The organism is Paenibacillus sp. JT31N7 (genome assembly GCF_059692095.1).
Window position 1 is genome coordinate 1043533 of the sequence record NZ_JCAUAT010000001.1, and the last position, 23330, is coordinate 1066862.

The following is a 23330-nucleotide window of genomic DNA, read 5'->3' on the forward strand; positions in this document are numbered from 1 at the left end:
CCTCCTCCATAAAAGCTGTCCATATCCCCATCTTGTCACCGGATGTATCCTATTACAAGTTGTAGTTTATTCTAGTATAATTACTACTACGATAAGAGATCCGAGGAGATGAGCGAATGAACAAGGAGGAACGGCTGGAAGCTTTGTCGGCTTTTCTGAAAAGCCAGCGGGCCAAACTGCTCCCGCAAAACATCGGGCTGCCCGCCGGTACCAGGCGAAGAACTCCGGGGCTGCGCAGGGAGGAAGTGGCCCAGCTTGCGGGGGTCAGCACCACCTGGTATACGTGGCTGGAGCAGGGGCGGGATATTAAAGTGTCGGCCTCCGTGCTGGAAAATATCGCTTCCGCGCTGCAGCTTACGGTAGATGAGCGGAAGTACCTCACTTCCCTGGCACTGGAAACCAGCTCGGGCATTCACCTGCTCCATGAGGAGCTTCCGCAAATATCCCCCTCCCTGCAGAAAATCCTGCAGGAGCTGAAAAACTGCCCGACCATCATCTCCGACCGCAGGTGTACGATTGTCGGCTGGAACGAGGCGGCCACGCGCGTTTTTCTCGATTTCGAGAAGATTCCGCCCGAGCAGCGCAACATGATCTCCCTCCTGTTTGCGCGGAAGGAATTCCGCCGGCTGGCGGTAAACTGGGAAGATTTCGTCAGCGGCTTTCTGGCGATCTTCCGCGCCTATTACGGCCAGTATTTTGAAGACGAATGGTACAACGGATTTCTGGCCGAAATGAAGGGAACCTATCCCGAATTCAACCGGCTGTGGGAACAAAGCAAAGTGAGCTCCGCACCGGAAGTTCTAATCGAGTTCCGCCATGCTAAAGCCGGGAAAATGCTGTTCGACCTGACGTCCCTACAGGTTCACGGCAGCACGGATTTGCGCTGCAGCATCTATACTCCCGCACAGGAATCGTCGACGGAAATGAAGCTGATGCAGCTGATGGACCGGAGCTGAGACACCGTATGCGCCAAGCGGCTCCGCACAGCACAGAGAAAGCCGGCGTCCGCTTGCATGAAGCGGACACCGGCTTTCGTGTGCGGACCGGATTGCCGGAAGCATTCCGGAATCCCTTTTTAGAAGCCCGAATGGTACTTGTCCGGACTGGAAGAATCGGACTTCGTAGCGGTCTTGTCCTTTTCTTCCTTCTGCTCCATATTTAAATCTTCCATCGGAATCGGATCGACGTTCTTTTCGCTTTCGTGAAGATCGAACAAGCTCTCCTTGTCGGTCGGATACTGCTCAGGATGGTCGCGGTTGCCCTTTTGCTGAGTCTGGCGTTCCGATTCACGGCTCGTTTTTTGCGGTTCCGTCATGGGACTCACCTTCCTTCGGTAGATATACCATAAGTACCTCAAACAAGAGAATCTTAAACAAAAGCCGCACGATAACGGCTATAAAAATCCGATTCCCCTGCGGAAAAAGCCCCTGCGTTCAGACGAGGGAACGGAGGAAGAGCAGCTGCTCCAAAATTTTTTGTTTGTCCTTTCCGTTCTTCACGAAGCAGACACGGACATTCTCCCCGCAGTTCTCCAGCTTTTCCAGGAGCTGCGGTCTTTTGTGCCTGCGGAAGGACCACACCCATTTGACGAATTCCCAATCGAGCTGTTCCGGACAGCCTTCATTAAGATCCGGCCGCGTCCGGTTGTGGTACATAATCCGGCGTTTAAGAACTCGGTAAACGGTCAGCCAGGAGGGCAAATCGAAAAAAATAACAACATCCGCAGCCTTCAGACGCAAATCCAGTGTCCTTCCGTAATTTCCGTCCATAATCCACGCAGGCTCCCGAATCAGTTTGCCGATAAATTCGTCCCATTCTTCATTCGGAGTCGGCACCCATCCGGGTTTCCAATAGTACGCGTCCAAATGGTAAAGAGGCAGTTCCAGCTTCTCGCCGAGTTCCCGGGCAAAGGTGGATTTACCCGAACCGCCGGGACCGATCAGTAATAGTTTCATCCAAGTTCTCCTATTTCCCCCACTTTAGGCGGTTATTTTCGTTTTCTTCATGACAGCCGGAAAATTTTATCAGGTTCGGCAAAAGAGTACAATAAAAAGTTGGCGGCGATCTTCGGTACGGGAACGGCCTCTCTGTTTGCGGCGGTCATACGCGCCTTGGTTTCCTTTTCTTGTCCTCAGCGGTTGTAAACCGCCTTCTGCTGGCTGTCTGGTCGCAATAACCGGCGGACTTCCCCTTGATCCGATCCCCCTCCCTGGCTGCTCTCTATTCCTTCTCGTTCCTCGGCATCCAGAATAAAGAAAACGCTTGAAGACAAACTAAGAGGACATCACGAGTAAAGGCAGAGGATACGCCATGGCATTCTTTCTTCGCGGTTTTCCCAAAATCGCAAACCGTCCTTCCAAAAGCCAGCCGCGGCAGCAGCCGTCTCCGGGCTCTTCGGATACCGGTTCCGCAGCCGCATCCGGCGTTCCCGGAGAACCGGACGACGTTTCGCTGGCGGAAAGAACGGGCTGGCTGAAGGCGCAGCTCGCCCATTGTTCCGATGTCGTTTATCACACTTTCAAGGCGGGAAAAAATACGCCCTGCCTCCTTGTCTATATCGAAGGTTCCGTGGACCGGAACGATTTGCAGCAAAACGTGCTGAAAGTGATTCTCGACGACCGGTTCGTGCAGGGAGCAGAAAATCTCGCCGGAAACCTTTTCGACCGGAAAATGCTTCCCGCCGACCGGCAGAAAACGCTCCTGAAGATGTCGGATGCGCTTCAGGATATTTTGGAAGGCAGCGCGCTGCTTCTGCTCGATCAAGAGCCCCGCATGATGTCATTCGGGCTGAGCTCCTATATCAAAAGACAAATCGACGAACCGAACAGCGAAACCGTCATCCGCGGGCCGAGGGAAGCGTTTGTCGAAAGCATCCAGGACAATTTGTCCATGCTCCGGAAGCGGCTCCGAACGCACAATTTCAAATGCACGGAACAAATCATCGGCACGAAGACCCGTACCCGGGTCATTACGGCCTACATGGAAGACGTCTGCAGTCCCTCGCTGGTCGATGAAGTGGCCCGACGACTGGCCGGCATCGAGATTGATTCGGTTATGGGCTCCAGCTATCTCGAGGAGTTTATCGAAGACAATCCGTACTCTCCTTTTCCGCAGCTGCAGTATACGGAACGTCCCGATGTCGTCGCCTCCGCCCTTCTCGAAGGGAGAATCGCCATTATTGTGGAAGGTACGCCCATTGTCATTATGGCGCCCACAACCTTGTTCATGATGATGCAATCCGCCGAAGATTATTACCAGCGGTTCTGGGCGGGATCGTGGATCCGCTGGATCCGGTACGTGTTCCTGTTCGTTTCTTTGCTGCTGCCGTCCTTTTATATCGCCGTAACGACGTTTCATCCGGAAACGATACCCGAAAGAATGCTGATTACGATCGCCTCTTCCAGAGAGGTCGTCCCTTTCTCGGCGTTTGTCGAGGCGCTGATCATGGAAGTTTTCTTCGAAGCGCTGAGGGAAGCGGCCACGCGTATTCCGAAATCAGTCGGGCAGGCCGTTTCCATTATCGGCGCGCTTATTATCGGGACGGCAGCCGTACAAGCGGGCATCGCCTCGGCGGCAATGGTCATTATCGTCTCGCTGACGGGCATCGCTTCTTTTATTATTCCGCACTACGATCTCGGGCTCTCCTTCCGGCTGCTGCGCTTTCCCATCATGATCCTGGCAGGCGGATTCGGGCTGGTGGGCATTGCCTGCGCCATGATTCTGATCTATATCCATCTTACGGAGCTGAGGTCGTTCGGCATCCCCTACCTGTCTCCGGTCGTGCCGATGGTTCCGAAAGATATGAAAGACATTTTCGTGAGAGCGCCGTGGTGGAGGATGATCACGCGGCCGAAGTTTACTTCCTCCCGTAATCTTCACAGGCAGAAACCGGACGGCCGCAAGTGGGCAAACCCCGCCGAGGAAGGAGATTGAATGAGCATGCGCATGACGGCAAGATTAGCGGGAATCCTTCTGTCCCTCTTCCTGCTTGCAGGGTGCTGGTCCTCGGTTGAACTGAACGACCGGGCATTCGTGCGGATGGTGATGGTGGACAAGACGGATGAGGGCTACGAGCTTGTGCTGGGCATGCCCCTGGCGAATCGGCTCATCCCCGGAGAAGTGGGAGGCTCCTCCCAGTCGGAAGGACAGCCGTTTACGTACTTTTCCAAAATCGATTCGAACCTCAGCGACGCATTCCGTAAAATCCAGAACGATCTCTCGCGGAAGATCACATTCGGGCAGACCCGCGTCGTCATTATCGGGAACCGGTACGCCGAAGAAGGAATCGGATCGCTTCTGGACCTTATCGCCAGGGAACCCAGAGTGCACATCAATGCGAATTTGTTCGTGACGCACGGCAGCACCGATCAGGTTATCCAGATCCCGTTGACTATGGAACGGTTCCCGTCCGACATTTTCTACTCCTACGGAAGACGGAAAATAGCGACGACCATCAATTTCAAAGATATCTTGAAAGCTCATTATATGGGGGGAGATTTTCTGGCGACCCGACTGGTTTTCGGTAAAACGGGCATTATGAACGAATCCAACGAGGAGAGCTGGATGGGCCCCGACGGCGCGGCGGTATTCAAAGGCGATAAAATGGTCGGCTCGCTTCCCGGCAAAAAGGCCGCCGGGGCATTGTGGATACAGGGTAAGCCCGAAACAAGAGAAATTACGGTCCCTTCCCCGACGGACGGTAAAGTCGTAAGCCTGCTCGTCGAACGGAATTCGACGCGGATCCGGCCGCAGTTTAAGGGAGATACCCTCACTTTCGATATCCATGTCAGTACGGACCTCGATGTCGTCGCTTCTTACTCCGCCATTGATCTAAAAAATCACGAGCAGCTCAAAAAAATGGAAAAAAGTGTAGAAAACAAAATTAAGGAAGACGTCGAGCACTCGATCGAGCTGAGCCGGCAGATGGGCACGGATGCGTTTCAATTAAACCGGTTCCTGGAGTGGAAGTACCCCAAGCAGTGGAACCGTCTCAGCAAAGACTGGAATGAGTTTTTCAGCAAAAAAGTAGAGATCCGCTGTACGACCGACGCCACCATCCGCCGGATCGGAGTGGTCAAGAAAACGTTCTCGCAAGAACCGCACGGGGGCGAGGAGGTTTCGAAATGATTGCGATTCTGCTGACGTATGCGATCGTGATGAGAATCCAATGGAGATATCTGGTGCGCTGCGGCAAAAAGAAGCGGACCTTTGCCGTGTCCCTGAGCGTAACGGGCGTCCTCTGCGCGTGTATCCTGTTTTTGTACTATACGAGAAACGGGGAAACGTTAGTCAACTGGCTCGAAATCGTATTCGGTTCGTTGCATGTGATGTCTTAAAACCGGAGGCTATCATGGACAAAATAACGCCTTTGCAGACTTATATGCTGTTCACGCAGTATCTTCTGTCTACACTGGTCAGCTTTCTTGCGGCGCCTCTTATCCAAAACGCAGGGTATTCGGTCTGGATTCCCGTCATTGCCGGCAGCTTCCTGGGAGGAGTTCTCACCTACCTGGCTTATAAATTAGGCTGCCGCAGACCCGGGCGCTATATGGCGGAGTACGGCCAGGAGATTATCGGGCGGCCCCTGCATTATCTGTTCGTCCTGTTTATGGCGCTTGTTTATTTGTTTACGGCGGCGCTTGTGCTGAGGCAATTGACGGATTTTATCGTCGAAATTTATCTGCCCGGCACTCCCCTCTGGGCCGTAGCCGGCATACTCGGCCTATGCACGACGAGGCTTGTCCATTCGGGAATAACGAACATTTTCCGCTCGACCCAAGGTGTGTTTTTCGTGACGCTGGCTATGGTTGTGCTTGTCGCCGTAGCTTCCTGCCAGGATATCGTCCCCTATTCGGTCGTTTCCCTGGTCACCAACTTTGACGGACACGGCATTTTTAACGCAACGGCCATGATTACGGGACTTTTCGGAGAAATGACGTTTATCGCGCTCTTTTTCCCCAAGTTCAAAGAAACATTCAAGACGATGAAAGCGCTGGTATGGGCTATCGTCACCGCCGGAGTTCTGACGCTGGGGAATCTGATTCCGATGGTGCTCCTTTTCGGTCCTTCTCTGGCAGCCAATCTGACTTACGCCAATCTGGAAATGACCCGCTACATACAGCTGGGCAATTTTATCCAGAACATGGATCCGATTCTCATTCTCATGTGGTTGTTTATGCTGCTCATCAAAATCAGTCTCTTCCTGTATATCTCGGTGATCGCCGTCACGCAGACACTGAAAATGAAAGATACCCGGACGCTCACCCTGCCTTTCGGCGTTACGGTCGTCTTCTTCTGCCTCTGGATGGTGAAATCGTCCGAGACGCTGGACCGGTTCGCCGGTACGGCCCAAGTGCCCATGATCCTGCTGGCGGAGCTGATTCCCGTCGTATATCTGCTGGTCGACGCGCTCCGTTCCCGCTTCAAAAAGCGGCAGCCTGTTCAGGAACCTTCCACTTAATTGACGGAGATGGCCCGCCTGAAGAGTTGTCCTGACGGTCTCCGCACCTAAAAAGGCCGTGCCCGTGTATCGGACCGGCCTGTTTGCCGACTGCTTTTCTCGCTCCGTTTAATCCGTCCCGTCTCCCTTAAGAAGATTATACAATCGCTTCAGAACAACCGCCTCCGCCCACAAAGGAAGCGGCTCGTCAAGTTTGTCTTTCCACGCCGGATCGGTCAGAAGTCCTTTCTCGTAAAGCCAATCCACGCCTTCCGTTTTCCAGGCCGGTATTATTTCCGGCTGCACTCCGGGATTCAGTCCCATCGCTTTTGCCACCCCGTCTCCTATGGCGTTCGCCAGATTTTGAAGCATGCCGGAATTGCCGAGCAAGTTGCCGTCGGTAGCGTTATCAATGAACAGATTTTCAAGAAGCACCGCGGACATATCGGTTTCCCGCAATACCGCGAAATCCGCTTCCTTCTTGCCCCGGTCGGCGGCTCCCAGCGTGCTCAAATAATTCACAACCGTATCGTGCACAATCGTGCGCTTCTGTCCCGTCACTCCGCTAGAAGTGCCCGGATAAACATACGATTCGAATCCTTCCCCGCCCCCGGCGTTGATATGGATGGAGACGAAATAAGCCGCTCCCCAGCCGTTTGCCAGGTTTGCGCGATCGGACAGAGCGACGAAAACGTCCGTGCTCCGTGTCAGCTTGACATTGGCCGCGTAATCGCTTATGAGCCGATCCCGGACCTGCAGCGCCAGCGTAAGCGTCAAGTTTTTCTCCAGCAGGCCGCTGCCCGCAGCGCCGGAATCGGTGCCGCCATGACCTGCGTCGAGCACGATAAGCGGTTTAACGGTCTGCACCGGAACCGGAACAGGAGCCGCCGCCACCATGCTGCCGTACAGCTTGAGGATGGAGTGCCCGTATGTTTCCCCCGCTTCCAGGGCGGCCTGCAGGCTGGCGTATTTTTTCCTGTCATAACCGGGAACGGCCCAACGGCCCGCAAGATCCTCCCAGTTCGGCGCGATGCCGCGCGTGACGAGCGTGAACCGGGGATCGACGACCGTTTCTCCCGCCGGAAGCGGATTTTTGGACGCATAAGCGAAAAGATGCTGAATCTGCGCCGTTACGCCATCCTTGATCGTCGGGAAGCTGTTGCCGGGAACTCCCCCTGTCGCTCCGATACCGGCAAAGTTGTTCTGTCCGGGTTTGACGTCTCCCCCGAACCTGAACCAGTTCGTTTCATGAATAGACTGGGCGACGGCAATATCGCCACGGACGCCGTATTTGGCTCCCACGGTCAGAAATTGCCTGGCTATTTCCGGGTTGAAGGACGGATTAACCTTGCGAATGAATGCTGTGATGATATCCAGCGAAGCTTGTGAAGCTGCCACGATCGGATGCTGGGATACAGCCATTCTCCTCACCTCTTCAACGTCATGTATGATACGACAGAATATGCCGGTTTCCCCCCGGCCGCAAGTGTGTATGTCCCATCTGCTTCCAATATAGCTCAATCGCCCTTGTACACGCGAGAGAAATCCCAGAAGAAGTCAATTTAACCCGGCAGGTAAACAAAAAGACCTTCTCCCGGAAGAGAAAGTCTATTGGGCGGAGCCGAAATTCTTATTTAAATACTTTCACGCGGTCTTCAAGCGGTGCAAACTGTTTTTCGCCGGTTTCTGCGGCAGGCTTGCCGAACGGCATTTGGGCCACAAGTTTCCATGTGGCAGGCACGTTCCATTCGCTGCGAACCGCTTCGTCGACGAGCGGGTTGTAGTGCTGCAGGGTAGCTCCGAAACCTTCGGCTTCCAAACTCGTCCAAACGACGAATTGCAGCATGCCGGAAGAATGATGGGACCAGATCGGGAAATTATCGGCATAGGCCGCGAATTGCTGCTGCAGACCTTCCACGACAGCCTGATCTTCAAAGAACAGGACCGTACCGTAACCGTTTTTGAAAAGAGTCATTTTCTGGGCGGTTGCTTCGAACTGCTCGCCGTCACCGACGATACCGCGCAAAATTTCCTTTGTAAGATCCCAGAACTTGTCATGCTGTTCGTTCAGCAGAACGACAACTCTCGCACTTTGGGAGTTAAAAGAAGAAGGCGTATGTTTAACAGCCTCGTTTACCAGTTCTACGATTTTCTCGTCCGATACGACGGCTTCTTTGCTGATCGCATAGATCGAGCGTCTGTTTTTTACAGCAGTATTGAAATCCATGATTTCTTAGCCACCTCCGTTTAGTAAGTAACGTACTTTTATAGTGTAACCTATTTCGAATAAAAAAGCATCTTTTTTTTAGCGGGTAGCAAATCGTTTTTTTTGCGCATAAAAAAAGGCTGAACCTCCCGCTTCACCTAGTGGAAGCAAAGAGTATTCAACCGTTTTATAAACCGTCAGTGCCTACCCGCCGCGGAGTCGGCCGGCTGTCCGGCGCGTGCGGTGTAGCGCTTGACCATGAAATAATAACAAAGGATGGCGCCAACGTCCGATACCGCGATAACGATCCCCATCGGAACGGCCGTGCCGCTCCCCGCGATCCCCACCAGCGGCGCGACAAGTCCGCCGAAAATAAACGACAGCAGACCGAGCAGGGCCGAAGCGCTGCCTGCGGAATGCCCGTAATTTTGCATCGCCAGTGAAAATCCCGCGGTGTTCACGATCCCGACGCTCGACACCACGAAGAACAGCGGGATCAGGATAGCCGTCAGTCCGGCTCCGGCCAGAATCATCGCAAGAAGCGTGACACCACCGAGACCGGCCATAATCAAGCCGCTGATCAGCAGCGTCGTCTCGCTCACCCTTCCGGCCAGGCGCCCGGCAATCTGACCCGCCAGGATTATGCCCAAGCCGTTGATGGCGAAGAAGAGACTGAACATCTGCGGGGAAGCGCCGAAAATATTCTGGATCACGAACGGCGATCCCGAAATATAGGCGAACATGGCCGCGGCCACAAGGCCCTGCGACAGCGCGTAGCCCATGAAAATCCGGTCGCGCAGCAAGGTTTTGAATGTGGCGACCGTCTGCTTGACGCCGCCCTTTGTCCGCCTGTCGGCGGGAAGTGTTTCGGGAAGGCCCTTCCAGGATGCGAGCAGCATGATCACGCCGATCAGCGCCAGCACGATAAACACGCCCTGCCAGGAGGTGAACTGGAGGAGCTGCCCGCCCGCAATGGGCGCAAGGATCGGCGCCACTCCGTTTATGAGCATGAGGAGCGAGAAGAACCGTGTCAGCTCCGGTCCGCTGTACATGTCCCGCACGACCGCGCGTGACAGCACGATGCCCGCGGAACCGGCCATCCCCTGTATGAAGCGGAGCACGATAAGCCCCCATATGGACGGTACGATAGCGCACAGCAGGGATGCGGCCGTATAAATGGCAAGACCGATCATAAGCGGCGCCCGGCGGCCTTTAATGTCGCTAATGGAGCCTGCGAACACCTGCCCGATCGCGAGGCCAAGCAGACAAGAGGTCAGGCTCAGCTGAGCCAGCGAAGCCGTCGTATGCAGATCGTCCGCCAGCCTGGGAAGCGCGGGCAGATACATATCCAGCGACAGCGGTCCGAAAGCCGACAGAGAACCTAAGATGACGGCGAGCGTAATTTTCCGCGAACGGCCTGCTCCTTCCGCTGCGGCGAGACTGTTGTTCCTCATCCGATTCAACCCTATCTTGTGAATTTTGATTGCATGGTCCGATTTCTACTTTAAACGAAAGTTTCCGTAAAAAGAACAACGTTTACTGTAACTTATAAAGTTACAAGATGTCAACACCCTTCCGGAATCCCGCAAAAAAAGCGGAACGTCCGCATGCAGACGTCCCGCTTTTCCTTTTCTTCCGTGTTCATAGCCCGCCGCGCCGAGACAGCCGCGTTCTCCGCTTGAAGTCCCGGCTTGCCGCCGCAATCGCCCCAACCCTCCCTGGGGCGCCGCCATCATGCCGGCTGCGGCGGAAGCTGCGCCTATCCGCTTCGCCGTATACGCCCTGAGCATACACTCCGGCAGCGCCCGCTGCTGCGGCTCTTACAGATAAGCCGGCCGCACATAGACCGGCTTCGACACCGCGGCCGACTGGCCGGTATACTGCAGCCGGCCGCTGGAGCGGTCCACACGGAACGTCGCGATGTTGTCCGTGTCGCGGTTTGCCGCGATCAGGAACGCGCCGCCCGGCGTCAAGGCAAAATTACGCGGATGCTTGCCTTCCGCGGACACGTGTTCCACAAGCGTGAGCTTCCCGCTTGCCTGATCCACCGAGTAGACGACGATGCTGTCGTGGCCGCGGTTGGAGCCGTACACGTATGCGCCGTCTTCCGACACCAGAATCTCGGCGCAGTAGCTCTCGCCCGTGAACCCTTCGGGCAGCGTCGTCACCGTTTCGATCGGCTCCAGAACGCCCGTCTCTTCGTCGTAGTGAAAAGACGATATCGAAGAGATGAGCTCGTTGATGACGAACGCCAGCTTGCCGCCGGGGTGAAACGCCATATGGCGCGGACCCGCACCCGGTGGCACAGCGGTTTCCCCATGCGGCTTCAGCACATTGTTCTCCGTATCCAGGGCGTAGGATACGATCCGGTCCAGACCCAGATCCGGCACGAACACGAACCGGTTGTCCCGGCTGAAGAAAGCCGAGTGCGGATGAGGCTGCTCCTGGCGCTCGGGATTCGGCCCGTGGCCTTCGTGCTGCTTCTCGTCGAGCAGTCTGCCGATCGTGCCGTCCGCACGTACTTCGACGAGACCGACCAGGCCATCGTGATAGCTCGCCACGACGAGGTAGCGCCCGCTCGCATCTCTTTGGATGTGGCAGGTCGGCGCGTTTACGGTGACGGCATGGTTCATCTCGGTCAGGCTTCCCTGCCCGGGATCAATGGTATATGCATACGCGGACCCCGTCCTGGCGCCCTCGCTCGTCGTTCCCTCTGAAATGGCGTAAAGCTTGCGTCCTTGGACATCCACATTCAGAAACGTCGGATTTTTCAGGCCGGATATTTCATCCAGCTTCGTAAGCGCACCCGTTTCTTCATTTAATTCCATCACATACACACCCGGGCTTTCCGGTTCCGCATAAGAACCGACAAAGACCAGCAAACGTTCACCTTGACCGGACATTCATATTCCTCCTCATGATAAGTGCTTAACAACCGTTATGTAAGTGCTGCGCTTTCTCCTCTAAATGTACACGCTTCTTGCTGTAAAAATCAAACTTCTTTTCCAAAACGAAAAACACCCATACAGGGAAACTCATCCCCGATGGGTGTCCGGCTCCTTCGCGCCTCCGCCCGCCCCTTACTAGCGGGATAAAAGCGGTTTGAGTTCGGTAATCATTCCCTCCATGGACCGGGAGCATTCCTCAAACATCCGTTTGGCTTCCGGATCGTTCGTGGACAGGCCGAACATCTCGATATCGGCCTCGCATTTCTTAAGCAATGCGAGCAAAGCCGCTTTCTTCTGGGGCTGGGGAACCTGCAGCTTGTCGTCGAACAAATCGACGTAAAGCTCGCCGTAGGAGTCCACCTGTCCCAGAAAAACGTTGTCGATGGTCGCGTCCATCGTTTCCAGCTGCGTCTGGAGCCAGCCCCGGTTGAGACCGATGGCGGCCAGGGGTTCATCGAGCGCTTTGCCGTCCATGATAACGGCCTGCGGCTCTTCCGCGGGACCGACTTTGATGCCAAGGTGCTTCGGGGTCAGAGGCTGGTTCTCCTTTTTCAAAAGCACGTTGATCTCCCCGCTCGCTTCCATCACCGCAAATTCAACGTCGGCCGCCTGAAACACGTTTTTCCTGCGCAGGCTTTGCAGCAGATCGTCCGTAGTCAGCCGTTCCTTCTTCAGGTTTTCTTCCATAATTTTCCCTTTTTTGATGAGAATCGCTTCCCGGTTATCGATGAAATCCCGGGCGGCTTTGCTTTTCATCTGGAGAAACCCGATTCCGACGGCGGCCAGAATCCACACAAGCAGAGCTATAATTCCCAAATACCAGTCGGCGGTGCGGCTCAGCGTTATATAGACGGCCAGGACGGCTACGGCAACTCCCGTTGTCACTTCAAAGAACGACAACCGGCTGTTCTGCCTCTTCCCGAGCAGCTTGGCGGCGGCCAATACGATCACGATGACCATCAAGGTTCGTAAAGCAACCACGATCCAATCCGGCATGATCCGGTACCTCCTTCTCTCGTCCTTGAATTCATCCTTCGGTTCCTAAAAAAGTTGTCCTATTCCGGGTCATTTTATTCTTACGCACGGTCATTAGCCCGCCGCTGTTTCCAGCCGTAAACGTGAATGAAACAGGTTCTGTCCGGTTAGATTACGTTTTGTCCATTTAGGATTTCTTGACAAGGAGGTGTTGACCATGACCGTAGGTTCCCAAGTAAAAACTTGCCTGGCTTCCCTGAAAAGCGCCCAAGCGAGCCTAGAGGCATTTGCTCTGAGCACACAAAATCAGGATGCGAAATCACTGTTCGAAAATGCCGCCAAAACTACCCAGGAAGTAGTGACGCAGGTACAAGGCCGCGTAGAGCAGTTGGAAAACGAAGAGCCGCAATACCAAGGTTTCTGACCGCGATAACAAACAGCTCTGCCCGCATAAGCCGGCAGGGCTGTTTTTGTTTTTGCATCGTTCCGTTTACGGGAAATAGGCGGGGTGGCAGGACTTAGCTGCGGGGCTGCCGTGTATTATTGCGGAAGTCTGCAAACAATGAAACCAACTACATGGTGCGAAAAGGATGTGAACCCTTTGACGATCCCTTATGCCGATTGCGATTTTTCACCGATGAAACAAAATTTGAAAGACGATCTGGAGAAGCTGATCCTCCGTCTTCATCGCAGTATTCAAACATTGGACGAAGAAAATCATTGCATGCTGAGCGAAATTGAAGGCATCAAGGAAAACTTCCTGAATATCGAGTCCCGGGCGTCCTCCTTTTACTTAAACTGCTACCTCTCCCCTTTTACCGATAAATATACGGAACTGTCCGTCAGTGTACAAAATTTGTCCAAACGGCGTCACGGTGCCTTGATCGTCGTTCAGCGCAACGACTCGCTCGACGGGCTGCTCCAGCCGGGAGTCGCTATCGGGGCGTCGGTCACACAGTCCTTGCTGGAGTCGTTGTTCTATCCCGGGACGCCTTTGCACGACGGGGCCGTCCTGATCAAGTTCAACGAGATCGTCTCCGCCAAAAACATTTTGCCCCTCTCCCACATCGTCCAGGCGGAGCCTAAACTCGGCACGCGGCACCGGGCGGCCATCGGCATCACGGAACTGAGCGACGCCATTGTCCTCGTCGTTTCGGAAGAAACGGGGCGCGTCTCTTTTGCCTCCAAAGGGTACTTGTACCCGATCGTTCCCCGGTAAGGCCGCTTCCGCACAGCAAAAAAACTCAGCACCGCAGGGATGCTGAGTGAGTGCCCGCCGTAGAAGACCGGGCGAGGCTTCCGCACAGCGCGAAGCTCCCCGCGCGGTGCTCGACGTCACATGACGGTGGTCAACCACTGGCTTTGGGGTCGGTCCCGAATCGTTAGCATGGCCGCACTTTAGGCTGTGACCGGCTCTGTTCGGACTCTGGCCCAGGCTCTGTCTGCGTTTCAGGCTCCTATCCCGCCGTCTATGTTTCCGGCTTTGTTTGTATGGAGCTTGTGATCCTCAGGGCCTTGAGGCTGCGGCTTCAGCTTCCGGGTGCCGTTAACGGCTGCCCCGGCTTTGTATGGCGTTTCTGCAAGCCGCCGGTCCGGGCTGCGTTTCAGGTGCCGATTCCGCGGCGGGATGGTTGCAGCAGCTTGGGATCAGCTTTCCGTCTGCCGGGAGCCGGGAAACAGTCCGTCTACCGCCAGATAGCGGCTGCCTGTCAATACGAGCAGCAGCGAGAGGGCGAATAGCGCCAGATCCAGCTCGAAGCCCGCGGATTGGCCGTTGCCGGTAAATCCGGCGGAAAACTTGACGCTGAACATCGCTCCGATCATCAGCACGCCGAACAGCGCGGCAGCGATCCGGGTTCCGAGGCCGAGAATGACCGCGGCTCCCCCTACGGTTTCGATAATAGCCGTTACATACGCCAGAAAGCCGGGAAGGCCGATACTCTCAAACCAGCCCGCGATGTTCCCCAGTCCGCTTTGAAATTTGTCCAGCCCGTGGACAAGAAACGTTACCCCTAATACCAGTCTGACGATCAGCAGACCGATTTCTGTTTTTCCGTTCATCATTAACATCCTCCCATTAATGGTTTTAATTGGTTTTCGATCTATTCATATGGACCCCGCCCGGGAATCAGAATCAAAACTGCAGGCACAAGTAGCTCAATGTTCCGAATTCGTAACCGCGGTAAATCACCCGGGGCGTCTCTTCTTCGTTTCCGCTGCCGAGCGCAAGGAAAAACGGGACAAAATGCTCCGCTCTAGGCACGGCCATCCGGCTGTGGGGAGCCAGCGTCTCATAGCGGAACAGGGTGTCCGTATCCCGCTCCAGCGTATGCCGGATAAGCCAGTCGTCGAATTCGACGGCCCACGGTTCCGGTTCCTCCTGTCCCCAGTTGACCATCCGCAGATTATGGACGGTTACTCCGCTGCCGATGACCAGGATATCCTCTTCGCCCAGCCCTCGCAGAGCTTCACCGATAGCGGCCTGCTCTTCAGGCGGAAGATAGGGATTGACGGAGAGCTGAATCACGGGGATGTCCGCTTCGGGAAACATTTTGTAGAGCAGCGTCCAAGAACCGTGGTCGAGTCCTCTTCTGGAGTCGGTATCCACTTCAATCCCCCGTTCCCGGAAAAGCCCTTCCAGCTTCGAAGCCAGCTTGACAGACCCTTTGGCCGGATAGGTAATCCTATAGAGTTCGTCCGGAAAACCGTAAAAATCGTAAATCGTCTCGTACGTCCCGTCGGTCGAAGTCACGGTCAGAACCTCGCTCTCCCAATGAGCCGTAAAGACGACGATCGCTTTCGGTTTCCACTGCTGCCCCAGATCCCGCAAAAATGTCGTATACTCCGTATCTTGAATAGCCAGAGCAGGTGATCCGTGCGCTAAAAATAACGAAGGAATCATGATGGGTGACCTCCTTTAAAGTTTATTAAGTTACTTTTCGTAACCTAGTGTATGATTGTAACTTTATAATGTCAAGTAATTTATTTATTTACCGTTACTATATTTTTATTAGTTGAATGAGCGTATACTGGAGGAAGGAGGGATGCCTGATGAAAGAATCTAACTTATGTCCCCGTTTCGAAAAAGGAATGCAGCTCATCAGCAAACGCTGGGCCGGCCTGATCGTCTATCAGCTTTTATCGGGTCCGCAGCGTTTTTGTACGATAGAATCGAATTTGCCTTTAAGCGGGAAAATTTTGTCCGAAAGATTGAAAGAGCTCGAGCAGGAAGGCATTATCCGGCGAGATGTGTATCCCGAAACACCGGTAAGGATCGAGTATTCGCTTACGGAGAAAGGCCTTGCCCTGGAACCGATTATCCGCGAAGTGGAACATTGGTCTTCCGTCTGGATTCAGCCTGAATGACGCGCGAGGATTGACAGCGGGAATGCGCGTACCTATACTATTTAGAAGTTCACACATGCGCGTAAATGATTATCGTCCGCATCTGTTTGACGGAGGTGAGACCCCATGACCATCAGCAGCCGCTTTGCCGTAGCCGTTCACATTTTATCGCTGCTGGAGCTGAATAAAGAAGGACGCAACACGTCCGAGTATATAGCCGGAAGCGTCAATACGAATCCGGTCGTCATCCGCCGAATTACCGGCATGCTGAATAAAGCCGGCTTGACCCGGACGAGCCCCGGAGTCGCCGGCGCCGCTCTGGGCCGGTCTCCCGCGGAAATTAGTCTGCTCGATATTTACCGGGCGGTTCAGGCGGAGATGCAGGATGAGCTATTCGCGATGCACGAGAATCCGAATCCGGACTGCCCGGTCGGCAAGAACATTCAAAGCACGCTCGAAACGCAGTTCAACCGGGCTCAGCTTGCTATGGAACGAGAGCTTGCCGGTGTTGCTCTGGCCGATATCGTAGCGGACCTTGCCCGCTGCGAATAACCCGCCCGCGGATTGATCGGGCGGGCCGTTTGCCCGTGTGGAGTCGCGAAAGCGGATTCAGCAAACAAAAAGACATCGGGACCTGCCATCCAGAGCAGGACTTGATGTCTTTTTTTCCGATGAACATTCCCGGAAGGGCGAACTCCAGCCCAAGCTTATCCGGATGGGCAATACGCTCCCCCATCAGGCCGCCGGCCATAGTCGCCGCGAACCCGATGCTCAATTAACCCAGAAACGTAGGCACGCAGTCCTTGACGATCTGGAAAAAGCTGTCGCCGTCCGCATGCTTCTCCGTTTCCGTTACCGGCCTATTCGCATTCATTCCTCTCGGACCGGCCGTTCTTAGAGCACCGGTCGTCCGGCTTCAGCCCGCTCACACCGTTATTCGCCTGTTCGAATACGCCGACCATTCGCGAGAGGAACGTATTAATGAGATCCAACTGCTCCGGCGTATAAGCCTCGCAAACTTCCCGGGTCATATTTCCCAGCGGCTTATAAAGCGCCCCGATAGCCTTTTGCTTCTCTTTGACCGGAACGATGATGACGCGGCGGCCGTCGTGAGGGTCCTTTTCCCTGCGTACGAATCCCGCCTGCTCCAGCCGGTCGATCAGAGCCGTGACGGTTCCCGTAGTCAACCCGGTCAGCTTGGCAAGCTCTCCTGCCGTAATCGGTCCTTTTTCGTTCAAGATATCCGCCGTTTTCAAATCGGTATGTATGACCCCGAGGGAATGTGCCGCATTTTGCTGAAAAAGAACGATTCGCGTAGTCATTCTACGCATATGACCGATCAGCTCCAGCATTTTATCTTCAGATTCGGGTAAAACGCTTGACAAGTAAAATTCCTCCTCATAAACTAGAAATTATCTTGAAAATCAAGATAATAGGTTGACGAGATTGTTCATTTATTTTAACGAATAAACCTTTTTTTGCAAAGGAGATGTCTTCCAGACGCCGGAGAAGGACCGCTAAACTTGGAACCGCAACTTATTCAGAGGAGGATTTCCCCTTGATTCAGAAAGACAACAACCTTAACCAGGTCGTAGCCGGGCTGCTGCTGGCTATCCTGATGTCGGCCATGGATAACACGATTGTCGCCACAGCCATGGGCACCATCGTCTCGGATTTGGGCGGGTTCGACAAATTCGTCTGGGTCACGTCCGCCTACATGGTGACTACGATGGCCGGAATGCCGATCTTCGGCAAGTTGTCCGATATGTACGGGCGCAAACGTTTTTTTATCTTCGGTCTTATCGTTTTCCTGCTGGGTTCCGCCCTATGCGGAATTGCCCAGAGCATCGTGCAGCTCAGCATCTACAGGGCGATCCAGGGAATCGGAGGCGGCGCGCTGCTGCCGATCGCGTTCACGATCGTCTTCGATATTTTCCCGCCCGAGAAACGGGGTAAAATGACCGGACTGCTGGGTGCGGTGTTCGGCATGGCGAGTGTGCTCGGCCCCCTTCTCGGGGCTTACATCACGGAATACATAAGCTGGCACTGGGTGTTCTACGTCAACCTGCCGATCGGCCTTGTATCGCTGTTCCTCATTATGCGCGCTTACAAGGAATCTCCGCAGCATGTCGAACAGCGCATCGACTGGTGGGGAGCAATTACGCTCGTTGTCGCGGTCGTGAGTCTCATGTTCGCCCTTGAACTCGGCGGCAAGAAATACGCGTGGGATTCCGTTCCTATCGTAAGCCTGTTTGCGGGCTTTGCCGTGTTCTTCATTCTCTTCTTTATTATCGAGCGGAGAGCGAAGGACCCGATCATTTCGTTCTGGCTGTTCAAGCGCCGCCTGTTCGCGACCTCCCAGCTTCTTGCCCTGCTGTACGGGGCCACCTTCATTATATTGACGGTGTATATCCCCATTTACGTGCAGGCCGTCTTCGGCGGTTCCGCAACGAACGCGGGCCTTATCCTGACGCCGATGATGCTGGGAAGCGTGGCGGGCAGCGCGATGGGAGGTATTTTCCAGACGAAAACGAGCTTCCGGAATTTAATGATTATTTCCGTCTTCTCGTTCCTAGTCGGCATGTACCTGCTCGGGGGACTGACACCCGAAACGAGCAGAGCTCTCCTGACCGTATTTATGATCATCGCCGGTTTCGGTGTCGGCTTCTCCTTCTCCCTGCTGCCTACTGCTTCCACCTACAACCTGGAACCGCGGTACCGCGGCACGGCGACCTCCACGAACTCGTTTCTGAGATCGTTCGGGATGACGATCGGCATTACGATTTTCGGCAGCATTCAAGCGAACGTGTTCACCGGCAAAATCCAAACCGCGTTCCAGGGAATGAACGGCGGCGGAATGGCCGGATTCGATATGAGCAATCCGCAGCAGATTTTCCAAGCGGACAAACGCGCCCTGATTCCGCCGGATATTTTAAACAAAATTATTCACGCCCTGTCCGAGTCGATCGCCTTTACCTTCATGGTCGCTCTCATTCCGATCGTTCTGGCCGTAATCATTGTGTTCCTCATGGGGAACACCCGGGTCGTACCCGCCAAAGAAAAAACCGGCCAGCCTTCCTGATCGGGTAAGAAAACGGAGATGAGCAGCCGGAATGCTGTTCATCTTTTTTTTGTTGAAATTTGGCTGTTTCATTCGTTAAAATTCGGGTATATAACCCAAAGGATTAATTTTGAATCTTAATTATTCCGTCTCAAGGAGATGATAACTTACATGACCAGCCTGCAAATTAATCCTCAGTCCCTGGTGGACCACTTGTTTGCCCATACGACAAACGGCCTTGCCTTGTATTCCCGGAACGGCGTTTGGATGCAGGTAAACGAACCCTGGTACCGCCTGTGCGGCTATTCTCCGGAGGAACTCGCCCGCTTCACGTTAAAAGACCTTATACATCCGGACGACTGGAGAGATGAAGACCCGCAAACATCCGCACCGGACAAACACGTTCAAAAAATTCGCTTTCTTCATAAATCCAGGCGCGAAATCCCCGTCCTGCTTACAACAAGCCGTCTGACCGGAAATTCGCCCGGCACACCGGAATGTTATGTCCTGGAGGCGTCCGAGCTTCGACCTGACCAAGAAGACGTACAGACCTGGAATAAAATCAAGCAGCAGTACCAGCTTATTTCCGAACATTCCCGGGATATCTTCTATCATACGGCTTCGGACGGAACGATTTTGGATTGCTCGCCTTCCATCCGGCGGATACTGGGGTATTCGCCGGATGAGCTCATCGGGATCACCGAGGACAAGCTCTACGTCTCTCCCTCCCTTTTGCAAATTCAACCGTCCGCTTCAGCCGCCAATGCAGAAAACACACGGCAGGTCAAAATGGTTCACAAAGACGGCCGCCGGATCTGGTTCGATTTAACCGTAAAAAAGGTGAGCGGTGACAACGGTGAAGATCTTTTCCTGAGAATAGGCCGGGAGATTTCGGACCGCAAAAAGAATGAACATTTCATTGCGGAAGCCCAGCGCATTGCCTTGATGGGAAGCTGGGAATGGGACATTTCAAGCAGCGAGATTCTTTTCTCGGACCAGCTCTTCCTGGTGTCGGGCATTGATCCGGAAACAGCGGCCGATCACGGCATTCTGAGCCTGGTCAGCGAGGATCTCCGCCCTGCTTTTAAAGAAAAACTGGATAAAGCCTTGGTGGACAAGGAGCTCAGTTTCGAGTACCTGAGCCGGCAGGAAGGCGGCCAAGACAAATACCTGCATATCCGCGGCCTTGTTACGTACTCCGACCGGGGAATTCCCCTTAAAATCAACGGTACGATTCAAGATATTACGGACCGCAAGCTGGTTGAACGCAAGCTCCAGGAAACGGTCGAACGCTATACGTCGCTGAAAAAATACAACCACGACGCCGTTTTTTCGCTGGATCTCGAAGGAAAAATCCTCAACACCAACATGATGGCCCAGGAAATGACGGGTTATGCGGTTCACGAGATGATCGGCGTCAGCTTCACGGAGCTGTTCGGTACGGAGGGGATTACGGATATCCTCGAGGCTTCCTTAAAAGATATCTCCGCCGATAAACGCATCGACAAAATTACGGACAAGTACGGCAACACTGTGGAAGTGCTGACAACGATCGCCCCGATCATCATCAGCGAAGCGAACGTCGGGTATTACATTATCGCCAAAGATATCCGGGAACAGAAAAAGCTGATGATCGAGAAGGAAAGCGCGGAAGCCACGAACAAAGCCAAGGGCGAGTTTCTTGCCATGATGAGTCATGAAATCCGCACACCCATGAATGCGGTGATCGGCATGACGGATCTTCTGCTTGAAACGACCTCCCTCAGTTCGGAGCAGAGAGAATACTTGAATATTATCCGCAAAAGCGGCGACACGCTGCTCGGCATCATCAACGATATTCTGGACTTCTCCAAAATCGAGTCGGGCGTAACCGAATTGGTCGAGGAACCGTTCGATATCCGCACCTGTATCCTGGAGTCCGTCGATCTTCTGACGCCCAAAACGATGGAAAAAAATCTCGAGATGACCTGCTCCTTGAGCCAGAATATACCGTCTACTCTGCTTGGCGACGCCAAACGGTTAAAGCAGGTGCTCATTAATCTGATCGGGAACGCCGTGAAATTCACGAGTACGGGAAACATCACGGTTTCCGTCAAAAAGCAGGCACAGTCGCAGGGAACCGTAGAGCTGTTGTTCCAGGTTAAAGATACGGGAATCGGAATTCCGAAGGAAAAAGCCGACATGCTGTTCCAGCCTTTCTATCAGCTGGATAATTTCATGACGCGCGAAACGGAGGGAACCGGGCTCGGACTCGCCATCTGCAAGAAGCTGGTCCAGCTCATGGGAGGCGATATCTGGGTAGAACAACCGGAAGAACGCGGCGCTCATTTCCTCTTTACCGTCGTTCTCAAAGAAGTGACCCGGGAGGCTACGCCTCCTTCTAAAGACATGACCGTAGCGGAGAAATCTTCCGCCCGTTCTCTCAACATCCTCGTTGCGGAAGACAACCGGATCAATCAGCTCGTGCTCGTCAAAATGCTCAACAACCAAGGCCACACCGTCCGCGTGGTGGACAACGGCAGCGAGGTCGTCGAAGCGGCACTGACCGAACGCTACGATCTCGTGTTTATGGATGTGCATATGCCGGAAATAAACGGCCTGGATGCGGCGCGGATGATCAAGGAAGCGCTCAGGCCGGAAGAGTATCCGATCATCGTGGCCGTTACGGCAAACGCGCTCAAAGGCGACCGGGAAAAATGCCTCGCGGCCGGCATGGACGACTATATCAGCAAGCCGATATTCAGCCGGACCGTCACCGAAACGATCCAGAAATTTTTCACTTTCAAGCAGGCTTAACACCGGCATGCGACGATTTACACACAAAAGCTCCGTACAGGCTGCATGCAGCAGCTTGTACGGAGCTTTTTGGCGTATCTTTCCGCTAAATCAAATCATCCAGTACGGATTCTTCTTCGCGGACGGGGTTTTTCTCGCCGCGCAGCCAGACGAGCACGAAGTTTTCGTAAGGAAAATCTTTGCTCTCCGGGAGCGTTTCGCTTCTGCCGAACGCTTTCTCCACGGAGAACCGCTGGGACCGGTGCGCCAGAAGGGCCTGGGCTTTAATCTTCCAGTAGGGCGCGGTTTCGAGCCTGAGCACGGAAGGCATATCCGCCTTTACGCCCGCAAAAGGCAGGTTGTAATAGTATTTCTGAACGCTAGGACACCGTCCGCCGAGAACGGCCTCGTTTACAGCATGATGGATAGCGATGTGATCCGGGTGGCCGCTGATTCCGTCCGCCGGAAATGTCACGACAACGGACGCTCCCGTTTCGTTCAGGAATTCGGCCACCGCATCCGCCAGCGCCGGCCTGTCCATCCCGGCCAGCTTGCCGTCCGGCAGCCCGAGGTGCTCCACGGCCGATACGCCCAGCAGATCGCAGGCGGTCTGCAGCTCGATTTCCCGGGCGGCGGCTAACTGCTCCGGGGTCATGGGACCGAGCGGTCCCGGGCTCCCCGCATCACCGCGCGTAGCGGACAGCAGGACGGTGCGTATTCCCCGATCCGCGAGAGAACGGATCAGACAGGCGCTCGCGAACGATTCGTCGTCCGGATGCGCGTATATAAAAGCGACTACAGGGGCCATTCGTACCCGTCTCCTTCCGGTCTTTAAGTCAGACCCGTTTTCACAGCCGTTTTAGAACAATCTCTTCGGCGATGCCGTCTACGTGGAGATCTTTGCCTTCCAGATACCAGACGTCTTTTTCCTCCATAAAAAAGGTGACGCCGCCGGCTTCGGCCGTAACGGCCGGGTAATGAGGAGCATCTTTAATGATCCCGAATGAAAAGGCATCTTCGCCCCCGCCGCTGTAACGCACAAAAATGCGCACATGATCTCCGCCGCCAAACCCCCAGTCTTTCCTGAAAAGGTCCGTCGCGGCTTCCGTGATTTTAATTTGCATGCTCTGGCGCCTCCTTCCGATGACTCTCTGAATCCGTTGTTCACGATGAGTCCGACTATGTACGTCATTCCGTTCCGAACCGGATTCGGTCCGCCTTCCTCCTTATTATAAACCCTACAAGGCTGTGTCACGCAAGTGCCGCTTGTTTTCCCCGGCTTTAGGACGGGTATGTATAGGTAACCCACACATTTAGGAGGGATTGGACATGGAACAGCCCAAAGGACAAGAAGTGCGCAACGAGAAAAATCCCGATCACAATTCTCCCGAGCAGGAGCACAAGGTGGACCGCAAGCAGGACATCGAGCCTCAGGCGGAGGAATGGAATACACGCAACAAGATCAGCGGCACTCACCAGGACGAGAACAGCCGCAATTTATAAGAAAGGGTTTACACGGTATGAAAATAAAAAAGCTTCGCGCGGTGCGGAAAAGCGCCGGGACTGTAGAAGTCCCGGCGC

General features: G+C 54.3%; 24 protein-coding genes. 12 read left to right on the forward strand and 12 right to left on the reverse strand.

Translation table 11 applies throughout. The features are described 5' to 3' along the window. Positions 1-116: 116 nt before the first annotated feature. A complete protein-coding gene (locus AC58P5_RS04600) occupies positions 117-956 on the forward strand; it encodes a helix-turn-helix transcriptional regulator (RefSeq protein WP_497384866.1) in 840 nt (279 codons plus the stop codon). A gap of 119 nt (positions 957-1075) precedes the next feature. Here the strand turns inward: AC58P5_RS04600 and AC58P5_RS04605 are convergent, their stop codons facing one another. Both AC58P5_RS04605 and AC58P5_RS04610 read right to left on the reverse strand, forming a co-directional pair. Continuing rightward, positions 1076-1315 carry a YczO family protein gene (locus AC58P5_RS04605; protein WP_497384867.1) on the reverse strand — a complete coding sequence of 80 codons (240 nt, stop codon included), beginning with the start codon at positions 1313-1315 and terminating at the stop codon, positions 1076-1078. Positions 1316-1433: 118 nt separating this feature from the next. Beyond that, on the reverse strand, positions 1434-1955 hold the full coding sequence (locus tag AC58P5_RS04610) for a DNA topology modulation protein (RefSeq protein ID WP_497384868.1): 522 nt from the start codon (positions 1953-1955) through the stop codon (positions 1434-1436). Between the two features lie 355 nt (positions 1956-2310). Between AC58P5_RS04610 and AC58P5_RS04615 the strand changes: the two genes are divergently transcribed. From AC58P5_RS04615 to AC58P5_RS04630, 4 genes are read left to right on the forward strand one after another with little or no spacing between them, the layout of a single operon-like run. After that, positions 2311-3933, forward strand: coding sequence for a spore germination protein (locus tag AC58P5_RS04615; RefSeq protein WP_497384869.1), 1623 nt, complete (start codon positions 2311-2313; stop codon positions 3931-3933). After that, positions 3934-5127: a Ger(x)C family spore germination protein gene (locus AC58P5_RS04620; RefSeq protein WP_497384871.1), complete on the forward strand. Its 1194-nt coding sequence runs from the start codon at positions 3934-3936 to the stop codon at positions 5125-5127. Then, positions 5124-5336, forward strand: a complete 213-nt coding sequence (locus AC58P5_RS04625; RefSeq protein ID WP_497384872.1) for a hypothetical protein — start codon at positions 5124-5126, stop codon at positions 5334-5336. The genes AC58P5_RS04620 and AC58P5_RS04625 overlap by 4 nt, the downstream gene beginning before the upstream one ends. A 14-nt stretch (positions 5337-5350) precedes the next feature. Next, the gene (locus AC58P5_RS04630; protein ID WP_497384873.1) at positions 5351-6460 is read left to right on the forward strand and encodes a GerAB/ArcD/ProY family transporter; all 1110 of its coding nucleotides are present in this window, start codon (positions 5351-5353) and stop codon (positions 6458-6460) included. 108 nt (positions 6461-6568) lie between these two features. Here AC58P5_RS04630 and AC58P5_RS04635 read toward each other — a convergent pair whose 3' ends face one another. From AC58P5_RS04635 to AC58P5_RS04655, 5 genes are all read right to left on the reverse strand, one after another. Further along, positions 6569-7861: an N-acetylmuramoyl-L-alanine amidase gene (locus AC58P5_RS04635; protein WP_497384875.1), complete on the reverse strand. Its 1293-nt coding sequence runs from the start codon at positions 7859-7861 to the stop codon at positions 6569-6571. A 208-nt stretch (positions 7862-8069) separates the two neighbouring features. Then, positions 8070-8666, reverse strand: coding sequence for a nitroreductase family protein (locus tag AC58P5_RS04640; protein WP_497384876.1), 597 nt, complete (start codon positions 8664-8666; stop codon positions 8070-8072). Between the two features lie 176 nt (positions 8667-8842). After that, positions 8843-10099, reverse strand: a complete 1257-nt coding sequence (locus AC58P5_RS04645) for a multidrug effflux MFS transporter (protein ID WP_497384877.1) — start codon at positions 10097-10099, stop codon at positions 8843-8845. Between the two features lie 366 nt (positions 10100-10465). Further along, positions 10466-11548 (reverse strand): lactonase family protein, encoded by a 1083-nt coding sequence (locus tag AC58P5_RS04650; RefSeq protein WP_497384878.1) that lies wholly within the window; start codon positions 11546-11548, stop codon positions 10466-10468. Positions 11549-11728: 180 nt separating this feature from the next. Continuing rightward, complete coding sequence (locus AC58P5_RS04655; protein ID WP_497384879.1) at positions 11729-12589, reverse strand: DUF421 domain-containing protein; 861 nt, start codon at positions 12587-12589, stop codon at positions 11729-11731. A gap of 196 nt (positions 12590-12785) precedes the next feature. Here AC58P5_RS04655 and AC58P5_RS04660 point away from each other — a divergent pair, with 196 nt between their 5' ends. Both AC58P5_RS04660 and cdaS read left to right on the forward strand, forming a co-directional pair. Further along, positions 12786-12992, forward strand: a complete 207-nt coding sequence (locus AC58P5_RS04660; RefSeq protein ID WP_217559184.1) for a DUF1657 domain-containing protein — start codon at positions 12786-12788, stop codon at positions 12990-12992. A 138-nt stretch (positions 12993-13130) separates the two neighbouring features. After that, entirely contained in the window at positions 13131-13787 is a 657-nt protein-coding gene (cdaS, locus tag AC58P5_RS04665; protein ID WP_497384881.1) for a sporulation-specific diadenylate cyclase CdaS, read from the forward strand. Positions 13788-14215: 428 nt separating this feature from the next. On the opposite strand, the gene AC58P5_RS04670 is transcribed toward cdaS, so the two are convergent. Together AC58P5_RS04670 and AC58P5_RS04675 are read right to left on the reverse strand one after the other, a co-directional pair. Next, complete coding sequence (locus tag AC58P5_RS04670; protein WP_497384882.1) at positions 14216-14632, reverse strand: DoxX family protein; 417 nt, start codon at positions 14630-14632, stop codon at positions 14216-14218. 70 nt (positions 14633-14702) lie between these two features. Then, on the reverse strand, positions 14703-15470 hold the full coding sequence (locus AC58P5_RS04675) for a DODA-type extradiol aromatic ring-opening family dioxygenase (protein ID WP_497384883.1): 768 nt from the start codon (positions 15468-15470) through the stop codon (positions 14703-14705). A 149-nt stretch (positions 15471-15619) separates the two neighbouring features. On the opposite strand from AC58P5_RS04675, the gene AC58P5_RS04680 reads away from it, so the two are divergent. Together AC58P5_RS04680 and AC58P5_RS04685 are read left to right on the forward strand one after the other, a co-directional pair. After that, complete coding sequence (locus AC58P5_RS04680) at positions 15620-15934, forward strand: winged helix-turn-helix transcriptional regulator (protein ID WP_497384885.1); 315 nt, start codon at positions 15620-15622, stop codon at positions 15932-15934. Positions 15935-16039: 105 nt separating this feature from the next. Continuing rightward, a complete protein-coding gene (locus AC58P5_RS04685) occupies positions 16040-16465 on the forward strand; it encodes an Rrf2 family transcriptional regulator (RefSeq protein WP_497384886.1) in 426 nt (141 codons plus the stop codon). A 308-nt stretch (positions 16466-16773) separates the two neighbouring features. On the opposite strand, the gene AC58P5_RS04690 is transcribed toward AC58P5_RS04685, so the two are convergent. Beyond that, entirely contained in the window at positions 16774-17265 is a 492-nt protein-coding gene (locus AC58P5_RS04690) for a MarR family winged helix-turn-helix transcriptional regulator (RefSeq protein ID WP_497386027.1), read from the reverse strand. Between the two features lie 266 nt (positions 17266-17531). Between AC58P5_RS04690 and AC58P5_RS04695 the strand changes: the two genes are divergently transcribed. Both AC58P5_RS04695 and AC58P5_RS04700 read left to right on the forward strand, forming a co-directional pair. Then, a complete protein-coding gene (locus AC58P5_RS04695; RefSeq protein ID WP_497386028.1) occupies positions 17532-18995 on the forward strand; it encodes an MDR family MFS transporter in 1464 nt (487 codons plus the stop codon). 150 nt (positions 18996-19145) lie between these two features. Beyond that, on the forward strand, positions 19146-21770 hold the full coding sequence (locus AC58P5_RS04700) for a PAS domain-containing hybrid sensor histidine kinase/response regulator (protein WP_497384887.1): 2625 nt from the start codon (positions 19146-19148) through the stop codon (positions 21768-21770). A gap of 85 nt (positions 21771-21855) precedes the next feature. On the opposite strand, the gene AC58P5_RS04705 is transcribed toward AC58P5_RS04700, so the two are convergent. Both AC58P5_RS04705 and AC58P5_RS04710 read right to left on the reverse strand, forming a co-directional pair. Continuing rightward, the gene (locus AC58P5_RS04705) at positions 21856-22557 is read right to left on the reverse strand and encodes a PIG-L deacetylase family protein (protein WP_497384889.1); all 702 of its coding nucleotides are present in this window, start codon (positions 22555-22557) and stop codon (positions 21856-21858) included. Between the two features lie 40 nt (positions 22558-22597). Further along, entirely contained in the window at positions 22598-22873 is a 276-nt protein-coding gene (locus AC58P5_RS04710; RefSeq protein WP_497384890.1) for a HesB/YadR/YfhF family protein, read from the reverse strand. 205 nt (positions 22874-23078) lie between these two features. Here AC58P5_RS04710 and AC58P5_RS04715 point away from each other — a divergent pair, with 205 nt between their 5' ends. Continuing rightward, on the forward strand, positions 23079-23252 hold the full coding sequence (locus tag AC58P5_RS04715; protein WP_009672764.1) for a hypothetical protein: 174 nt from the start codon (positions 23079-23081) through the stop codon (positions 23250-23252). Positions 23253-23330: the final 78 nt, after the last annotated feature.

Coding starts and splice junctions, on each gene's coding strand:
- AC58P5_RS04600 (WP_497384866.1), top strand. CDS start 117: ATGAACAAGGAGGAACGGCTGGAAGCTTTGTCGGCTTTTCTGAAAAGC.
- AC58P5_RS04605 (WP_497384867.1), bottom strand. CDS start 1,315: ATGACGGAACCGCAAAAAACGAGCCGTGAATCGGAACGCCAGACTCAG.
- AC58P5_RS04610 (WP_497384868.1), bottom strand. CDS start 1,955: ATGAAACTATTACTGATCGGTCCCGGCGGTTCGGGTAAATCCACCTTT.
- AC58P5_RS04615 (WP_497384869.1), top strand. CDS start 2,311: ATGGCATTCTTTCTTCGCGGTTTTCCCAAAATCGCAAACCGTCCTTCC.
- AC58P5_RS04620 (WP_497384871.1), top strand. CDS start 3,934: ATGAGCATGCGCATGACGGCAAGATTAGCGGGAATCCTTCTGTCCCTC.
- AC58P5_RS04625 (WP_497384872.1), top strand. CDS start 5,124: ATGATTGCGATTCTGCTGACGTATGCGATCGTGATGAGAATCCAATGG.
- AC58P5_RS04630 (WP_497384873.1), top strand. CDS start 5,351: ATGGACAAAATAACGCCTTTGCAGACTTATATGCTGTTCACGCAGTAT.
- AC58P5_RS04635 (WP_497384875.1), bottom strand. CDS start 7,861: ATGGCTGTATCCCAGCATCCGATCGTGGCAGCTTCACAAGCTTCGCTG.
- AC58P5_RS04640 (WP_497384876.1), bottom strand. CDS start 8,666: ATGGATTTCAATACTGCTGTAAAAAACAGACGCTCGATCTATGCGATC.
- AC58P5_RS04645 (WP_497384877.1), bottom strand. CDS start 10,099: ATGAGGAACAACAGTCTCGCCGCAGCGGAAGGAGCAGGCCGTTCGCGG.
- AC58P5_RS04650 (WP_497384878.1), bottom strand. CDS start 11,548: ATGTCCGGTCAAGGTGAACGTTTGCTGGTCTTTGTCGGTTCTTATGCG.
- AC58P5_RS04655 (WP_497384879.1), bottom strand. CDS start 12,589: ATGCCGGATTGGATCGTGGTTGCTTTACGAACCTTGATGGTCATCGTG.
- AC58P5_RS04660 (WP_217559184.1), top strand. CDS start 12,786: ATGACCGTAGGTTCCCAAGTAAAAACTTGCCTGGCTTCCCTGAAAAGC.
- cdaS (WP_497384881.1), top strand. CDS start 13,131: ATGAAACCAACTACATGGTGCGAAAAGGATGTGAACCCTTTGACGATC.
- AC58P5_RS04670 (WP_497384882.1), bottom strand. CDS start 14,632: ATGATGAACGGAAAAACAGAAATCGGTCTGCTGATCGTCAGACTGGTA.
- AC58P5_RS04675 (WP_497384883.1), bottom strand. CDS start 15,470: ATGATTCCTTCGTTATTTTTAGCGCACGGATCACCTGCTCTGGCTATT.
- AC58P5_RS04680 (WP_497384885.1), top strand. CDS start 15,620: ATGAAAGAATCTAACTTATGTCCCCGTTTCGAAAAAGGAATGCAGCTC.
- AC58P5_RS04685 (WP_497384886.1), top strand. CDS start 16,040: ATGACCATCAGCAGCCGCTTTGCCGTAGCCGTTCACATTTTATCGCTG.
- AC58P5_RS04690 (WP_497386027.1), bottom strand. CDS start 17,265: ATGCTGGAGCTGATCGGTCATATGCGTAGAATGACTACGCGAATCGTT.
- AC58P5_RS04695 (WP_497386028.1), top strand. CDS start 17,532: ATGTCGGCCATGGATAACACGATTGTCGCCACAGCCATGGGCACCATC.
- AC58P5_RS04700 (WP_497384887.1), top strand. CDS start 19,146: ATGACCAGCCTGCAAATTAATCCTCAGTCCCTGGTGGACCACTTGTTT.
- AC58P5_RS04705 (WP_497384889.1), bottom strand. CDS start 22,557: ATGGCCCCTGTAGTCGCTTTTATATACGCGCATCCGGACGACGAATCG.
- AC58P5_RS04710 (WP_497384890.1), bottom strand. CDS start 22,873: ATGCAAATTAAAATCACGGAAGCCGCGACGGACCTTTTCAGGAAAGAC.
- AC58P5_RS04715 (WP_009672764.1), top strand. CDS start 23,079: ATGGAACAGCCCAAAGGACAAGAAGTGCGCAACGAGAAAAATCCCGAT.